This is a genomic window from Pseudoalteromonas sp. Angola-4 (assembly GCF_028599265.1).
GTDB lineage: Bacteria > Pseudomonadota > Gammaproteobacteria > Enterobacterales > Alteromonadaceae > Pseudoalteromonas > Pseudoalteromonas atlantica.
This window is the reverse complement of record NZ_JAQREK010000002.1, coordinates 234,639-250,388: the sequence shown is the minus strand read 5'-3', so window position 1 is coordinate 250,388 and position 15,750 is coordinate 234,639. Positions and strand designations below refer to the sequence as shown.

At 40.2% G+C, this 15,750-nt stretch carries 14 protein-coding genes and 3 tRNA genes; 4 read left to right on the top strand and 13 right to left on the bottom strand.

Going from position 1 to position 15,750, the window contains the following annotated elements; translation table 11 throughout:
• The first annotated feature begins 48 nt into the window (after window positions 1-48).
• Together PSH48_RS03570 and lepB are read left to right on the top strand one after the other, a co-directional pair.
• Window positions 49-303 carry a DUF2999 family protein gene (locus PSH48_RS03570; RefSeq protein WP_004586776.1) on the top strand — a complete coding sequence of 85 codons (255 nt, stop codon included), beginning with the start codon at window positions 49-51 and terminating at the stop codon, window positions 301-303.
• A 138-nt stretch (window positions 304-441) separates the two neighbouring features.
• Complete coding sequence (lepB, locus tag PSH48_RS03565) at window positions 442-1,092, top strand: signal peptidase I (protein WP_004586775.1); 651 nt, start codon at window positions 442-444, stop codon at window positions 1,090-1,092.
• A gap of 32 nt (window positions 1,093-1,124) precedes the next feature.
• Here the strand turns inward: lepB and PSH48_RS03560 are convergent, their stop codons facing one another.
• From PSH48_RS03560 to PSH48_RS03510, 11 genes are all read right to left on the bottom strand, one after another.
• On the bottom strand, window positions 1,125-2,378 hold the full coding sequence (locus PSH48_RS03560; RefSeq protein WP_029771678.1) for a nitrate regulatory protein: 1,254 nt from the start codon (window positions 2,376-2,378) through the stop codon (window positions 1,125-1,127).
• Window positions 2,379-2,647: 269 nt separating this feature from the next.
• Window positions 2,648-3,514 (bottom strand): uroporphyrinogen-III C-methyltransferase, encoded by an 867-nt coding sequence (cobA, locus tag PSH48_RS03555; RefSeq protein WP_273610915.1) that lies wholly within the window; start codon window positions 3,512-3,514, stop codon window positions 2,648-2,650.
• An 11-nt stretch (window positions 3,515-3,525) separates the two neighbouring features.
• The gene (gene nirD / locus PSH48_RS03550; protein WP_024033472.1) at window positions 3,526-3,879 is read right to left on the bottom strand and encodes a nitrite reductase small subunit NirD; all 354 of its coding nucleotides are present in this window, start codon (window positions 3,877-3,879) and stop codon (window positions 3,526-3,528) included.
• Window positions 3,866-6,442, bottom strand: a complete 2,577-nt coding sequence (gene nirB, locus PSH48_RS03545; RefSeq protein WP_138576794.1) for a nitrite reductase large subunit NirB — start codon at window positions 6,440-6,442, stop codon at window positions 3,866-3,868. Before nirB ends, nirD begins: the two co-directional genes overlap by 14 nt.
• A gap of 422 nt (window positions 6,443-6,864) precedes the next feature.
• On the bottom strand, window positions 6,865-7,521 hold the full coding sequence (locus tag PSH48_RS03540) for a carbonic anhydrase (RefSeq protein WP_273610914.1): 657 nt from the start codon (window positions 7,519-7,521) through the stop codon (window positions 6,865-6,867).
• A 248-nt stretch (window positions 7,522-7,769) separates the two neighbouring features.
• The gene (locus PSH48_RS03535; protein WP_273610913.1) at window positions 7,770-9,416 is read right to left on the bottom strand and encodes a sensor domain-containing diguanylate cyclase; all 1,647 of its coding nucleotides are present in this window, start codon (window positions 9,414-9,416) and stop codon (window positions 7,770-7,772) included.
• Between the two features lie 678 nt (window positions 9,417-10,094).
• Window positions 10,095-10,179: transfer RNA gene (locus PSH48_RS03530), tRNA-OTHER, on the bottom strand.
• 46 nt (window positions 10,180-10,225) lie between these two features.
• Window positions 10,226-10,302 (bottom strand) — tRNA-Val (locus PSH48_RS03525).
• A gap of 45 nt (window positions 10,303-10,347) precedes the next feature.
• Window positions 10,348-10,424, bottom strand: a tRNA-Val gene (locus PSH48_RS03520).
• 113 nt (window positions 10,425-10,537) lie between these two features.
• Entirely contained in the window at window positions 10,538-11,584 is a 1,047-nt protein-coding gene (locus PSH48_RS03515) for a DUF3080 family protein (RefSeq protein ID WP_273610912.1), read from the bottom strand.
• The gene (locus PSH48_RS03510; protein WP_024033477.1) at window positions 11,577-12,926 is read right to left on the bottom strand and encodes an MATE family efflux transporter; all 1,350 of its coding nucleotides are present in this window, start codon (window positions 12,924-12,926) and stop codon (window positions 11,577-11,579) included. The genes PSH48_RS03515 and PSH48_RS03510 overlap by 8 nt, the downstream gene beginning before the upstream one ends.
• A gap of 128 nt (window positions 12,927-13,054) precedes the next feature.
• On the opposite strand from PSH48_RS03510, the gene PSH48_RS03505 reads away from it, so the two are divergent.
• Complete coding sequence (locus PSH48_RS03505) at window positions 13,055-13,681, top strand: riboflavin synthase (protein ID WP_024033478.1); 627 nt, start codon at window positions 13,055-13,057, stop codon at window positions 13,679-13,681.
• Here the strand turns inward: PSH48_RS03505 and PSH48_RS03500 are convergent.
• Together PSH48_RS03500 and PSH48_RS03495 are read right to left on the bottom strand one after the other, a co-directional pair.
• Window positions 13,678-13,881, bottom strand: a complete 204-nt coding sequence (locus PSH48_RS03500; RefSeq protein ID WP_004586763.1) for a CPXCG motif-containing cysteine-rich protein — start codon at window positions 13,879-13,881, stop codon at window positions 13,678-13,680. The genes PSH48_RS03505 and PSH48_RS03500 overlap by 4 nt on opposite strands.
• 197 nt (window positions 13,882-14,078) lie before the next feature.
• Window positions 14,079-14,942, bottom strand: coding sequence for a fructosamine kinase family protein (locus PSH48_RS03495; RefSeq protein ID WP_273610911.1), 864 nt, complete (start codon window positions 14,940-14,942; stop codon window positions 14,079-14,081).
• A gap of 109 nt (window positions 14,943-15,051) precedes the next feature.
• Here PSH48_RS03495 and PSH48_RS03490 point away from each other — a divergent pair, with 109 nt between their 5' ends.
• The gene (locus tag PSH48_RS03490) at window positions 15,052-15,744 is read left to right on the top strand and encodes a DUF445 domain-containing protein (protein ID WP_273610910.1); all 693 of its coding nucleotides are present in this window, start codon (window positions 15,052-15,054) and stop codon (window positions 15,742-15,744) included.
• Window positions 15,745-15,750: the final 6 nt, after the last annotated feature.

Sequence of the window (15,750 nt, the reverse complement as noted above, 5' to 3'; positions counted from 1 at the left end):
ATATAATTTAGTAAATATAAAATACGTACAAAACACACAAGGTTAAAAATGAACCCAATACTAGCAATACTTAAAGAGCACAATGTAAGCGACGAAAAAGTAAAAGCATTGTTCGAAGCCTTTACACAAAACCCAATGATGGCAATGGCATTAGTACAAGAGCTTGGTATTCCGCCTGAAAAACTACAGCAGTTAATGGCCGTGGTGATGACTCAGCCGCACTTAATTAAAGAAGCCACCGACGAACTCGGCCTAGACTTTGAAAAAGTAAAAGAAGCGAAAGACAAGCTAAACCAGCAATAAGCTTCACAAATTACCCCTTACCAAGGCATAAGCCTTGGTAATTCTACCTAAAATCACCACACTTTTTGTTACATTATTCATTGAACTGCTCTGTATTAAGCTAGTCATACTATTACTTATGATAGGTAGGGACTAGGTATGAAGCCACTTTATAAATTTTGGAAAAATAACCGTTCATTAATTTTATTTATTGCGCTGATGAGCGTGTTTAGAAGCGCAGTTGCCGATTGGTATGAAGTACCGACAGGCTCGATGAAACCCACTATTTTAGAAGGCGACAGAATATTAACCGATAAAATGGCTTATGATATACGCATCCCTTTTACGCATATTCCTTTAGTTAAATTGGCCGACCCACAAACAGGCGATATTATTGTATTTGACTCACAAGCTGCTGATAACCGGTTAATTAAACGCGTAATTGGTGTGCCAGGCGATACGGTAGCGCTTTATAACAACGAGCTAGAAATTAATGGCGTTAAACTTAAATACAATAACTTGCAAAGCAATATTGATTCTTTAGATAAAATAGAAGATTTAAATGGCCACAAACACACGATTCGTGTTGCGCATACGCCTTCGCAGCTATCGGGTTTTAATAAAATAACTATTCCTGAAGATTATTATTTAGCAATGGGTGATAACCGCGATCACAGTGCTGACTCGCGTGTTATTGGTTTGATCCCTCGCAGCGAACTACTTGGCAAAGCAGAGCGCATTATTGTGTCGCTTGATTACGACGATTATTACTTACCTCGTAAAAACCGCTTTTTAAAACCCTTACTTTAAGGCGGTTTTGGGCGCTAACCACACGCCCGATGTTAATCGCTTAGCTCTACAATTTTTTGCGCAATATTATAAAGCGAGCAGTGCGAGTCCATTGCTTGCTTTTGCAACTTTTTATGAGCTTGCTCTTCGCTAAGGCTTAGCTGCTCTATTAAAATATACTTTGCCTGATGTATTATTTTTTGCTCTGTTATTACCCGTTTAGCATCAACTAAAGCCTGGTTTATTTGCTTAATATGTTGGCTTTGCTCCATGATTAAGTCGTACATGCTTTTATTACTATTGAGTTTATTAGCAGCGGTATTTTGGGGGGTATTTTGTTTAAACGCGAGCTGGCCGTCGGTCATTGGCATGTATTGTTCTTCAAGGCTGCTTATAACCTGTTTATTTGAATTTAAAGTGCGCTGCGCCTGAGCAATTTGCATTGCTGCAGAGTCAATAAGGTAGTCACTGAGGTTTTGCTCAATTTTGTGCATAATATCGATACGCGTTGTTGTTACCTCGTACCACACCTCACTAAGCTGAGAAAGCGGCTGCGCATTTTCGTCATCTAAATTTTGTAAAAGCCCGCGTAGCTGATCCACTTGCTTATTTACGGGGTGATCAGTTAACGAGCGATAGCATTTTAATACGTGTTCGTCGGCGTATTCGTTAAAAAACGTAAAGCTGTGATGCTGTTGTTGAACAAAATGAGCAAGCTGTTGTTTTTGCTCCACGGTAAACTTACTTGATGCAAACGCTTGCGCGCCACAGGCACGTTCTTGTCCGGCGTATTCTTTACCTTGCATAAAATTAAAATAAGCCACTAGCAATCGTGTAACGCGCGGGTCGCTTGCGCCATCGGCGGCTTCTAAAATTATATTTAGCAAACACGAAATAAGCTGTGTATACGATTGAGTTGCATGCACTGGGGTAATTTTTTGATTTGCTATTTGTTGTCGCAGCTCTGGCAGCGCCTCTAACGATTGCAAACTATGGGTAATTAAATTGTACAAACGGGTGTGGCCCGTGTCGGCGTTATCGGTAATAAAGGTCGTTTTAATTGAGTGGTAAAACTGCGTTTGGGTTTGCTCTGTTAAGCTAATTTGTTGTTTTAACTGCGAGGCAAAACGTTTGCGGTTAGAGGCTAAATAAATATTGCTCATGCCGCGCTCTTTTTGTAACTGATGTATAAAATCGCCCAGTTTAGTAAGCGATGCACAGCTTTTTTGAAGCTGTTTTAAGGCATGAATCTCTTGGTATTTTGCTGCTAATAAAAACTGTTTTGTGAGAGGATTGCTTGATAACATAGGACTTGTTCCACACTTTTTTGTATATAAAGTGCAACCACTGTTCCAATCATTTAAAAAATTTTCGATTGAATTTAAAATTAAATTAAAACAGCCGCTTAAAGCCATACTTGTTATTTGTTCCCATTTTAACTTATCTGTCCTTATTACAGGAATAAACCTTTTTGGTGCAAAAATAGTTGTTTTTGCACTCGATTGCGCCCTTCATGAACGAGGGGAAAAAAGTGTTTACTCTGTAAACTGCACAGAGCAAACACCAGAGGGGGAATTTATACGTTGCTACATTGCAGCAACGCTGGGCTGATAGCCATTTGATGATTTATTACCTCGCCAACCATAATTAGCGTAGGGCCCGTTAATGTGTGCACCGCACTCTCGCTAGTAATTTGCCCAAGCGTGCTGGTTATTATTTTTTGCTTGTTGGTGGTGGCATTTTCTATCAATGCGATAGGGGTTGTTTTAGGCCAGCCAACCGATTGCAAACCAGTACTTAATGCGTTTAAACGTCCTAATCCCATATAGACGACTAGCGTGGGGTTGTTAGAGCCTTGTACATAGGTGTAGTTGTGCCAATTAGGGAGTTTATTAGGATCGGCAAATTGCGCCGTTAAAAATGTAACACTTCGGGCCACATCGCGAGCAGTAAGCGGTATGCCGGTATAAGCCGAGGCTGCACACGCCGTGGTAACGCCTGGGACAATAGCAAAATTAATATTGTGCTCTGATAGGGCGTTGGCTTCTTCATTAATGCGCGCAAAAATACTCGGATCGCCACCTTTTAAACGAACAACTTTAAACCCTTGTTGTGCGTATTTTACTAATAAGGCACTAATGGCAGCTTGTGGCATAGAGTGTTTACCTGCGCGTTTACCTACATACACTCGCTGCGCATGTTTAGGCAATGTATTTAAAAGCGCTTCACTAACTAGGCTGTCGTATAATACCAAGTCGGCTGCTGCAATCAGGCGCTGCGCTTTCACAGTTATAAGCTCAGCATCGCCCGGGCCTGCCCCTATTAAATACACGTGGCCGTTTTTTTGGTGTTTAGCTTTGTGCTTTGCATCTTGAGTGAGTTTATTAACAAACTTGTTTAGCCATGGGCTGTCAATACCCGAAAAATAGGAAAGAACACTCATTTTATTACTCCTTATGCTAACGCTGTAATGGCTTTAGGCTCAGCACTAACAAAGACATTGCCATTGTCTATTTTGGCTTCAAATACGGGGAGCTGTATTGCCTCTGCTTCTAGGCATTCGCCGGTATTTAAACAAAAATGTTGCTTATACAAAGGGGAGGCCACTACTAATTTTCCATCAATAGAGCCAATAATGCCGCGCGATAGTACATTGGCTTTGCCTATCGGGTCGTAGTTGCTAATGGCTAACACAGGCTCGCTATTTTGTGGAACATAAAATATGGCCACTTGCTGGTTGTTTACTAATGCGCATACGCCACTATTAGCAACTAGGTCGTCGGTTGTTCCAATTTTATGCCAATACATCAGCTTGCTCCTGCTCAATTTCCATTACGGGGATACGGTTTGTCGAATTTTGCTGGTTACGTTTTTCAGACTCAGTGGCAGGGCGAATTTGGTTGCGCTCTTGTACAAATAAAATATTGCTATCGGCATCTGGGCTATTAATAAATTGGCGGAACCGCTTTGAGGCCTCTGGACTTTCGACTGCTTTTTTCCATTCGCAGGCGTAAGTTTTAGTTATAAGCGCCATTTGCGTTTCAAGCTCATGGCAAATACCTAGGCTGTCGTCTATTACTACGCTTTTTAAATAATCTAACCCGCCTTCTAAATTTTCCATCCACACTGAGGTGCGCTGCAGTTTATCGGCGGTTTTAATGTAAAACATGATCACGCGGTCAATGTATTTAATGAGTGTTTCGGTATCTAAATCGGTAGCAAATAAATCAGCATGGCGCGGGCGCATACCGCCATTTCCACATACGTATAAGTTCCAGCCATTTTCGGTTGCTATTACGCCTATATCTTTGCTTTGTGCCTCAGCGCATTCGCGGGTACAGCCCGATACGGCCATTTTAAATTTATGCGGGGCGCGTAAACCTTTGTAGCGGTTTTCAATCGCAATCGCGTGCCCAACACTGTCTTGTACGCCATAGCGACACCACGTACTGCCAACACACGATTTAACGGTTCTGAGCGATTTACCATAAGCGTGACCGGTTTCAAAACCGGCTGCAATAAGTCTTTCCCAAATAATAGGGAGCTCTTCAAGGCGTGCGCCAAATAAGTCGATACGCTGCCCACCTGTGACTTTACAATAGAGGTTAAAATCTTTAGCAACTTGGCCAATAACAATAAGTTTGTCGGGGGTAATTTCGCCACCCGCTATACGGGGAACGACAGAGTAAGAGCCATCTTTTTGCATATTTGCAAGGTAAGTGTCGTTGGTATCTTGCAGGCCAACATGAGCGGGTTCTAAAATAAACTCATTCCACGTTGAAGCTAAAATAGAGGCCACTGCAGGTTTGCATATTTCACAGCCGTGATGACCGCTGCCATGTTTAGCGAGCAAATCATCAAAAGTTTTAATGCTTTCTACTTTTACTAAATGCAGTAACTCTTGGCGCGAAAAAGCAAAGTGTTCACACACATGGTTGTTAACTTCAACCCCACGGCTTTGAAGTTCACTGTCGACTACCGATTTTAATAATGCGGCACAACCACCACAGCCGCTGGCGGCTTTGGTACAAGCTTTAACTGCAGATAAATCGCATGAGCCGCCATCAATTGCACCCACAATGTCGCCCTTGCTTACATTGTGGCACGAACAAATAGTGGCGGTATCGGGCAGGGCATTTCCCGCTAAAACAGGTGCTCCTTCGCTATCAGGTAAAATGAGGCACTCAGGGTGTGCGGGTAATTCCATGTCGTTTAACATGTACTGCAACAGTGTGTCGTAATCGCTAGTATCGCCAACAAGCACTGCGCCTAATAACTTGTTGCCTGCCTCATTTAAAATAATTTTTTTATAACAATCACGAATAGGATCTTGATAAATTAGCTCTTTGCAATCGGGGGTTTTAGCGTGGGCATCGCCAATTGAGCCTACCTCTACCCCGAGTAGTTTTAATTTTGTGCTCATATCGGCGCCTAAAAACTCAAGTTCGCCGCCTGTAAGTTGGCTTGCAACCACGCGAGCCATGTTATATCCCGGGGCGACTAAGCCAAATAGCTTTTTGTCCCACAAGGCACATTCGCCAATAGCATATATATCAGGGTTTGATGTTTGGCATTGGTTATTTATTACAATGCCGCCACGTTGCCCTAATTCAAGTTCGGCTACTTTGCCAAGCTCATCGTATGGGCGAATACCGGCCGAGAACAAAATTAAGTCGGTTTCTAAAAACGTGTCATCTGAAAAATTTAATCTGTAACGGCTCGTTTCGCCTTTTACTATTTCGCTGGTGGCTTTAGCGGTATGCACGCTCACGCCCAGTTTTTCAATTTTGTTTTTTAACAGCGTACCACCTTGTTCATCAAGTTGTACCGCCATAAGTTGGGGTGCAAACTCAACTACATGAGTATCAAGCCCAAGTTGCTTAATTGCATTGGCTGCTTCAAGCCCTAATAAGCCGCCACCTATCACTACGCCACTTTTACTTTGTGCAGCGCTTGCTTTTATTTGCTCTAAATCTTCTAGGGTACGGTAAACCAAGCAATGGGGTTGGTCATTCCCTTTAATTGGCGGCACAAACGGGTACGACCCTGTTGCTAAAATAAGTTTATCGTAATTAAATTTATCACCGGTTTGAGTGCTAACTACCTTGTTTGTTTTATCTATTTCATTAACCCACTGGTTAGTATGCACATTTATATTTAACTGCTGATAATTATCAAAGGTGGTTAGGGCTAAATCGGCGGCTGTTTTACCATCAAACACGCTGGATAAGTAAACACGGTCATAAGCTAAATTTGCTTCTCCACACAGTACGGTAATGTGCGCGTTAGCGTCGCTTTGGCGCATTTGCTCTACAAAATGGTGCCCAACCATCCCATTACCAATAATGAGTATTTTTGTTGGTGTTTGCATTGGTATCCCCTCAATGACGGTTTAATTTAAAAACAAAAAAGCCCGCCACAGTTACAAATTAATGCAACTGCGAGCGGGCTTCTTTGCCTGTGGTCATAACAACCTAAATGTGTGTCGTTTCAATAACGAACGGTATGGTTATCATATAAGCAAAAACACGGCCATTTTTATAAGTGTTTGTTTTTTAATAGCTACATTACTTTTAAATGGTTTTACTTACGCATATTTGAGTTGTTTTGGTGCGGTGCCAGCACTATGGGAGTGCACAAAATGAGGCTACAATGTGATGCTTAGCCAATAAAAGTGCATTTGTGCCGTTAACTAAAAACTAGGGATAAGCGTTTAGGCTATAAATAAAAAATGCACTTAGTGTTAATTTGAGATGAAAATAACACTAAGTGCATTAATACTGTAAAGCGGTTTTACTTGCTTTGTTTTGCTAGGGTTTCTACATCGGTATCTTCAACAGGTTTAAAGCTCCCCGTTGCTTCATCGTAGGTTTTAATTTCTGCAGATTCTATATCATATACCCAGCCGTGTAGCTTAACTTGACCGGTTGCAATTTTTGCAGCCACAGCAGGGTGTGTTTTTATATGCTGTAGTTGTTGTACTACGTTTTCTTCAATTACTAAGCCTAGGTGGTCGTTATTGTTTAGCTCTGCGCAACCGCATTTTTCTTTTACAACTTCAGTTGCTACGCGGCTGTGGCCAAGCCACTCTTTAATGTGCGGTAAGCTTGATAAACCTTCAGTATTTATAGCGCCTTTCATTGCGCCACAATCCGAGTGCCCACAAATGATAATGTGTGATACGCCCAGTGCAGCCACCGCAAATTCAATTGAGGCTGTCATACCGCCGGTTTGATTACTATGTGGCGGGATAATATTGCCCGCGTTACGACAAATAAATAATTCACCGGGTTCAGTTTGAGTCACTAAGTTTGGATCAATACGCGAGTCGGCACAGGTGATAAATAACACTTCTGGGTTTTGACCATTGGCTAGTTTTTGAAACGCTGCTTTTTTTGATGGGTAAACTTCTTTTTGAAACTTAGCCACGCCCGAAATAATATGTTCCATGTACAACTCCTATTGGTGTAATTTAATCGTGTTATTTATAGCTTTATTCGCCTGACAAATTAGCGCCATTATAACTTTGTTCTTGTTTGTTTTGTACTATTACACTGTTTAATAAATTTCATACTCGCGAACAAAGGGCGACACACGTGCATGAAGTTATTGGCGAATACATGAGCGTACCTAGCAGAGGCTTCGAGTAAAATAAAAGGCGGTAAGTGGCGAAAAAGGTGGTTGAGAAGGTTATTAGCTTAACTTGCTTTAAGTTTATGGGCTGATTTTAAGTTATACATGCGCTGATCCGCTAAGGTTAAACACTCGGTATGGCTTTGGCACTCATCGCTAGATGCTATGCCATAACTAATACCTGATTGCGGCCATTGTTGTTGAATAGTGCGATGTAATGCGGTGAGCTTTTGGGTAAGTGTGGTTTTTAGTTGGGGAAGGTGTGATTTGTTTTTGACTTTACATAACCAAATAAATTCATCGCCCCCGGTTCTAAATACGGTGCCGTCTTGCGCTAGATACTGTGTCATTAATTTTGCTGCATTAATTAAAAACGCATCACCTTTAGCGTGCCCAAGCGCATCGTTTATTTTTTTTATTCCATCACAATCTATAAACACAATGATGTAAGCACTGTGTGCAAGTTTAATCAGCTCATCATTTAATAGTAGTCGGTTGCCTACTTGGGTTAGAGGATCAAAGCGAGATTCATGTAACAAGGTACTAAATTCATGCTGTTTTAACTTTAGCCACTCAGACAAAGACAGCACAATACACACACAATCTATTGCTAAGGCTAACAGCACAAGTATTTCTGATGAGGTCGCATTTATTAAATCAAAATGAAATGCAACGTATACTAATAATGACAGGCTATAGAGCATATTTCCAAATAAAAAATACTTGGCTCTAAAATCGTTCAGGCTAAGCATGGCAAACCCAGTGGTTAAGCTAAGCATAACCCATACGGCTGCTAAAAAGTGCGCGATATAAAACACTAAATAAAAGGGCATAAATAGGCTGCAGATACCGCATACAAATGCACTAACGGTAAAGTATTTTAAAGCACTCCCAAGCTTATTGGCTTTTTCTTTATCGAAGTTAAACAGGTAGTAGGTAAATGCTGCTGCGCAACTCACAGCAAAGGCAAATAAATAAATCCCTAAGTAATGTTTATTAAAAGAGGGGCTGGCATAAATTGTATTTACAGCGCCCGAAGCAAACGCCCAGCCAAGACCGTGCAAACCGACATACCCAGCACAAAACAAGGCCACTTTTTGCTTTACTCTTAAAAACATTACAAAGGCCATCATTGCTAAAGTGAGCATGACAGAAATAGTAATAAGGCTTAATGAGTTTATATAAAACTGTTGATGCAAAAATGCACCTTCGCTTAAAATACTTAAATCAACTGGCGTTGGATAGTGTTTGGCTTCTAAATATATCCATAAATAGCCACTGCTTGGCGCATAAAAGGGCAATTTAAATGCTTGTCCATGCATTAAAATAGCCGGTTGATTAACGTGAGACTGCGAAAAATCAGCAAGCTTAACTATATCTCCCTGTTCGGTTTGCCAATAGGCTAAACCAACGTCGATAAAATTGGCTTGGGGCAACACATACCAATCTCCAGTGGTGGGGTTATTTAGCGCAATTTTTGTTATTACAGCGCCACTTTTACCGAGCAGGTTACTCGTTTCACTAGCGTTTTTATAAGATGTAATTATTTGCTGTGCAGAAGGAGACGTATTGAATGCTATGACAGGGCGCCACAGGTTATCATCCTCTAGGGTAATGTTGTTATTAAGTGTATAAGCATATGCTAGCGGGCTAAACAAAGCACAGAAAAAGAATACTGTTAATATACCAACCCGCACCATACCTAAACTCACTTTAAAAACCCACTAAGCGATTATAATCAAATTGTAAATAAATAGTATATAAATCAAACAAAATTATCGCCTTTAAGTAATGGCTTAATTTGGCTTTAAATAACAAACTGCATTAATAAATAAGTAATACGAGGGCGTTTTTGTTTAAACGAATTTATAAACACTGCGGGTGTTTGCAGTATTTGTTAGGATTTAAGGTGGGTAGTGCGCTAACCAACTGAGCTACATTCGTACATATAGGGATTCTTAAATATAATTTATTCAAAGAAGTCAGAATAAATTTGGTACGACTGGGTGGATTCGAACCACCGATTTCGGCGTGGGCATAGAGAGTAGGTAGCGCGCTAACCAACTGAGTTACAGTCGTACAAATAGTATCTTAATTATATTTATTCAGAGGGAGGAATAATTTTGGTACGACTGAGTGGATTCGAACCACCGATTTCGGCGTGGGCATAGAGAGTAGGTAGCGCGCTAACCAATTGCGTTATGGTTTAACTATTAATAGGAATAGATTAATAAAATTGATTCAGTGGAATGAATAAATTTGGTACGACTGAGTGGATTCGAACAACTGATTTCGGCGTGGGCATAGAGAGCAGGTAGCGCGCTAACCAACTGAGCTACAGTCGTACAAGTAGTATCTTAATTATATTTATTCAGAGGGAGGAATAGTTTTGGTACGACTGAGTGGATTCGAACCACCGATTTCGGCGTGGGCATAGAGAGTAGGTAGCGCACTAACCAACTGAGCTACAGTCGTACAAGTAGTATCTTAATTATATTTATTCGGAGGGGTAGGATAGTTTTGGTACGACTGAGTGGATTCGAACCACCGACCTCTACCATGTCAAGGTAGCGCTCTAACCAACTGAGCTACAGTCGTACAAATAGTATCTTAATTATATTTATTCAAAGGGAAGAATAAATTTGGTACGACCGAGTGGATTCGAACCACCGACCTCTACCATGTCAAGGTAGCGCTCTAACCAACTGAGCTACGGTCGTATTACCTAATTAAGATGCGATAAATTTAATTATCAGCGGCCGCTAATATATAGCGTGGTGAGTGGTGAATCAAGCAAGTTTGTTGCTTTTACGTTTATTTGCCGTTTTTTTATTCATATTGGGCTGATTTCACACGTTTTATAAAAGTTTTGCCACCAGGTAACGTGTTTTTTGGCTGAGCCTTTAAGCTGGTTTAGTAGATTGTTTTGTGAATCCAGCGCTATCAAAGTATTTATTTGCTTATTTGTTATGGCTTGGCCAAACCACAGTTGGTTATACAAAGGTAAAAGTGTTTCAAGGTAGCCTGCTAAATTAGCCTGATAAGGCTGTATTTCTTTAAGGAAATACTTTTGAAACACGTTACTGACGATAGTGGCTATTTTTTTATTTTTTCCTGCTGGGCATATTTCATCGATGGATTGCGATTCGATAAATCGCGTGGCTGAATTATTAAACGCTATTTGCAGCCGTGCAGAATAAATGAGTAATTGGTTAAAACGGTACTTATTCAGCTGCTCTAACGCGTTAAAAATGTCTGCGGAGTTAATTTTTAAGTAGTGTTTATTGAGTATGTGTTGTTTTATGAGTGCAAGCTGCTGCATGGCCGCTACCGTGTCGCTAAACCCTGCAGGGGAAGCAGAAAGCTCTGAGCTGCTAGCTTGCCACGTGTTTTTTAGCTCAAATTCGTTATACAACATTAAATTAAAGTAGTGGTTTAGTGTTTGCTCTTTATGTGTTTTTGCTTTTAATAGGGTTTTATAAACTGCTGAGTTAGGCTCAAGCGTGCTTAAGCACTGCTGTGCATTTTGCACAAACTCTATTTGATACTTTAAAACACCGGCATGTCCGGCCGTTTTACCTAGCTGATTGTTGTGCTCACTAATAAGTAAGCTGAGCTTACAATGGCTTAAGCTGGCAAGTTCAATCAAGCTAATAGTGGTGGTGTTTAAAAGCGTGTTAGGGGGTAAAAGCGGGCTAATTGCTTTAGGTTTACTTAAACCGGGGGCTTGGGCTTCAAGTGTATTACTTAAGCGTGCTATGTATGTGTGATAAGTGTTGCTGGGCGCTTTTGAACACCCAGCAAGCACGGCGCAACACACAGCTAATAAACAACTTAACCATGTTTTGCTTGGTATTAATGTTAGTGCTTTTTTATACAAATGGCGCCTGCTTTAATCGCTTATTAACGGTGAACATAAGCCATACAGCAGCAACGGTTAAACCAAAAATAATACCTATCCAAAAACCGTGCGGCCCCATGGCGGGCACAATTAAATCTGTTCTTCCCAATACGTAGCCTAAAGCAAAACCGATTAACCAGTAAGATATAAACGTTATATACGATATAGGCTGCGTGTGTTTTAAACCTCTTAAAATGCCGTTCGCAGCGACTTGAAGTGCATCAGGTATTTGATAAATACATGCCAAAATCATAATTGAGGTCGCTAATGCAATAACGGCTGGGCTGTCGGTGTAAAGTTGGCTTATTAAATCGCGGCCAATAAAGGTTATAAAAGCTAAAAATAACGCAATAGCAATGGCTAATATGTAGCTGGTTGATATAGCAGTTTTTAATTGGCTTAAATGGTTTTGACCAAATAAATTACCAATACGAATACTAATGGCGATAGATAAGCTCAGTGGCATCATAAATAATAACGCGGTCACGCTTCCCGCAATTTGATGACCCGACACAGCAACAGCACCTAAGTGTGCAATAAATAAAGGTATACATGCAAATAGCGTAATTTCAAAAAAAGTGGCCAATGAAATGGGTATACCTAATTTTGTAATAATCCCAATGGTTTTAATATTGGGCTTTTCAAAATTTGCCAGCAGGGCTTTTGCATCAATTTTTTTACTAAACTGGCAATATGTCACTTGTGCAACAGCCATTACAGTTAGTACCAATGCCGTAGCAATGCCACAACCAGCGCCGCCGTAGGCTGGTAAGCCAAATAAACCATTTATAAAAATATAGTTAGCCGGAATATTAACGCCAAGGCCCAGCAAGCTGATATAAAAAGCGGGTTTTGTCATTCCCATGCCTTCGGTCATATTGCGATAAACGGTAAAAATTAAAAAGCCAAAGGCTCCCCATTTCACAAAATGGATATAGTCATACGCAAGGCTTGCGATAGCGGGGGTTGTATCGAGCTTTAAAATGACTATATCGGCTAGGTTAGCTATACCAAAACCAATTGCGCTTAAAATAGCGGTTAAATACAGAGCTTGCTGAAAATAATGGCTAATACCTTTTTTATCGTTAGCGCCCGCAAATTGGGCAATAATACCGGTTAACGCGAGCAAAATACCTTGCAGCGCCAGTAATAACGGGTTCCATATACCGGTTGCAATCGACAGCGCAGCCAAATCTGTTGGGCTTACTTGGCCTGCCATAATGGTGTCGACCACCGACATTAAAACGAGTGTTACTTGTGCTAAAAATACAGGTACGGCAAGGGTGATTAAACGTTTGGCTTCCCAGCTACTAAAGGTCATAAAAACAGCTATTTGATAAAACAGGGCGCAATTGTAATCGATTGTGTTTCAAATAAAAATCACTGTAGTGAATGATTTTACGAGTTGATACGTTAAACTAGCACTTTGTAATAATTTTAAGTGATTTTATGTTTACAGGAATCGTTCAAACTCAAGCTACTGTTGTATCTACTACGCATACTGAAGGGGTTTTACGTTTGGTTGTATCGGTAGGTGATGAATACGTTAAACATTTAGATTTAGGCGCGAGCATTGCAATTAATGGCTGTTGTTTAACGGTGGTTAAAGTTGAATTAAGTAACCACGATGTAGTGGCGCAAGTACATTTTGATGTAATTGATGAAACACTATTACTAACTAATTTAGGCAAGCTTGCACTAGGTAGTTTAGTTAATTATGAGCGTTCAGTAACCTTTGGTACTGAATTAGGTGGGCATATTGTATCGGGGCATATTCACTGCACTGCCCAAATCGGGCAAATAGTTAAGCAACAAAATAACTGTAAAATTCAGTTAAGCTTACCTACAAAATGGCAAAAGTATGTTTTGTACAAAGGCTTTGTAGCGATAAATGGCGCAAGTTTAACCGTGGGCGAAATTGACGAGCAGGGTTTTTGGTTACACCTGATCCCCGAAACGCTGGCCATTACAAATTTAGGTAACGCTCAAGTGGGTGATGAACTAAATATAGAAGTCGATCAGCAAACTTATACCATTATTAACACGGTAGAAAATTACTTACGCCACCAAGGCTAAAAAATTTGTTCATCGTCGCTGTCTATGTGTAACTCTAATTTTTTATGAGCATGGTCTATGTGCATGTTTAAATGAATAGGGTTACAACAGGCACTGCATTCTTCTACGTAGTCTTGATCCCCCATACTTGCGTCAATGTCTAGGTGTATGTGGTTGCCACAGTGTGGGCACGTGATACGTTGTGATAAAAAATCTTTCATAATCACTCCAATAGTACCAAGGTAAGAATTAACTTGTTGATACGCATTAATTAAGTTGTGCAGTTATACTAGCAACAACTTGATGGCTCAAAACTGAACTAAACAACAAGGTATTGAGCCTAAATAACATCCTTTTTAAATATAGTGCTGAAGCAACGATTATGACAATTATTTTACGCCTTATGAGGCGTTATTATTTAAAGCGATAGCAGCTCATCAATATGCTGCTTAGCCTGAGTAAGGTAGTGCCCTGCAAATATATTTGCGTGATTTAAAATAGGGTAAAGTTGGTATATTGCTTTGCGCTTTTTATAGTTTTCGCTTAATGGGTATTGCGCGTTATAGGCGTTATAAAAATCAACAGGTAAGGGGGCAAATAGCTCGCTCATTGCAATATCTACCTCGCGGTCTCCGTAATAACATGCGGGATTAAATAAGGTCGGTACATTTTTAATAAAGCCCATATTTCCTCGCCAAAAGTCGCCATGTACTAAAGAGGGCTCCACAATATGGCTGTGCAATTGCTCTTTTACCAAATTAATTAATAGCTCAGGCTCTACAAGCTGAATGCCTTTTTCGGCTAATAGTTGCAGTTGCCAGCCTATGCGCTCTTCTGCGTAAAATAAGTCCCACTTTTTGTGCCATTGGTTTGGTTGCACGGTGGTGGCTAGGTAATTATCTACATCAAAGCCAAACATTGCTTGGTCGTGCTTTTGGTGCAGCATAGCCAGTTGTTTACCCATATCGTGCCAATGCGTATGGGGCTGTTTATCAAGTACTAACCATTCAAGTACAATAAACGAAAATTCAATATTAGCACCTGTTACAATGCAGTCGGGCACCATAAAAACACTATTTTGGGTGAGCTGCTTAAGTCCTATCGCTTCGCTTTCTAGACGATCTAGTTCGCTTTTAAGGGCAATTTTAACCAGGTAATTGTGTTTTCCATCGGTGAGTTGATAGAGTTTATCGGTATTTGTACTTTGCAGCTGACGTTTGTAAGTATGTTTAAAGTCATAATGAATGGCTTGGCTAATGTGCTCGTTTACTGTTTTCCACATATCAATTGCTCGCCTTTTAAACAGATACTTAAACTATGGCAAAAAAGTATTAATTTAACAAACTAATCGTTGTAAAATTAACGATATAAAAAATGCTAATGGAGTAACAATGAACAAAAGTTTTATCACCAATTTGCTTGCTGTCTTGTGTGTAGTTATAGGCTACTTTTTTAACCACGCTATTGTGTTATCGGTGGGGTTATTTGCGCTATCTGGTGCTGTCACAAACTTATTGGCTGTTCATATGTTATTTGAAAAAGTACCTTTACTATACGGCTCGGGTGTTATTGCTCTAAAATTTGAAAGTTTTAAAGTGGCTATTCGTAATTTAATTTTGACTGAGTTTTTCTCTGAGCAAAAAATTAATAACCTACTTAGCAAAGCACAACCTAATATCGACTTTGAGGGCATTATTACTAAGGTTGATTTAAATCCTGCATTCGACAACTTACTTCAAGTAATAGAGCAATCACAGTTTGGCAGTATGTTAGGTATGTTTGGTGGCACAGCGGCTGTAGAGCCAATGCGAGAAAAGTTTATTGAAAAAATGCAGCTATCACTTGCGCAAATTAGCCAAACAGACGATTTTAAAGTGCTAGTAAACGATACGTTATCGCAAGGGAATAGCGCACAAAGCTTACATGCTACGGTACTTAAATTAGTTGATGAGCGTTTAAATGAACTCACCCCAAAAATGGTTAAAGACATTATGCAAACTATGATATGTGAGCATTTAGGTTGGCTAGTAGTATGGGGCGGTGTGTTTGGCGGTTTATTTGGCTTAATTGCGGCCATTATTTAATAACTA

Coding starts and splice junctions, on each gene's coding strand:
- PSH48_RS03500 (WP_004586763.1), bottom strand. CDS start 13,881: ATGAAAGATTTTTTATCACAACGTATCACGTGCCCACACTGTGGCAAC.
- cobA (WP_273610915.1), bottom strand. CDS start 3,514: ATGAGTGTTCTTTCCTATTTTTCGGGTATTGACAGCCCATGGCTAAAC.
- PSH48_RS03570 (WP_004586776.1), top strand. CDS start 49: ATGAACCCAATACTAGCAATACTTAAAGAGCACAATGTAAGCGACGAA.
- PSH48_RS03560 (WP_029771678.1), bottom strand. CDS start 2,378: ATGTTATCAAGCAATCCTCTCACAAAACAGTTTTTATTAGCAGCAAAA.
- PSH48_RS03495 (WP_273610911.1), bottom strand. CDS start 14,942: ATGTGGAAAACAGTAAACGAGCACATTAGCCAAGCCATTCATTATGAC.
- PSH48_RS03510 (WP_024033477.1), bottom strand. CDS start 12,926: ATGACCTTTAGTAGCTGGGAAGCCAAACGTTTAATCACCCTTGCCGTA.
- PSH48_RS03540 (WP_273610914.1), bottom strand. CDS start 7,521: ATGGAACATATTATTTCGGGCGTGGCTAAGTTTCAAAAAGAAGTTTAC.
- nirB (WP_138576794.1), bottom strand. CDS start 6,442: ATGCAAACACCAACAAAAATACTCATTATTGGTAATGGGATGGTTGGG.
- PSH48_RS03490 (WP_273610910.1), top strand. CDS start 15,052: ATGAACAAAAGTTTTATCACCAATTTGCTTGCTGTCTTGTGTGTAGTT.
- lepB (WP_004586775.1), top strand. CDS start 442: ATGAAGCCACTTTATAAATTTTGGAAAAATAACCGTTCATTAATTTTA.
- PSH48_RS03505 (WP_024033478.1), top strand. CDS start 13,055: ATGTTTACAGGAATCGTTCAAACTCAAGCTACTGTTGTATCTACTACG.
- nirD (WP_024033472.1), bottom strand. CDS start 3,879: ATGTATTGGCATAAAATTGGAACAACCGACGACCTAGTTGCTAATAGT.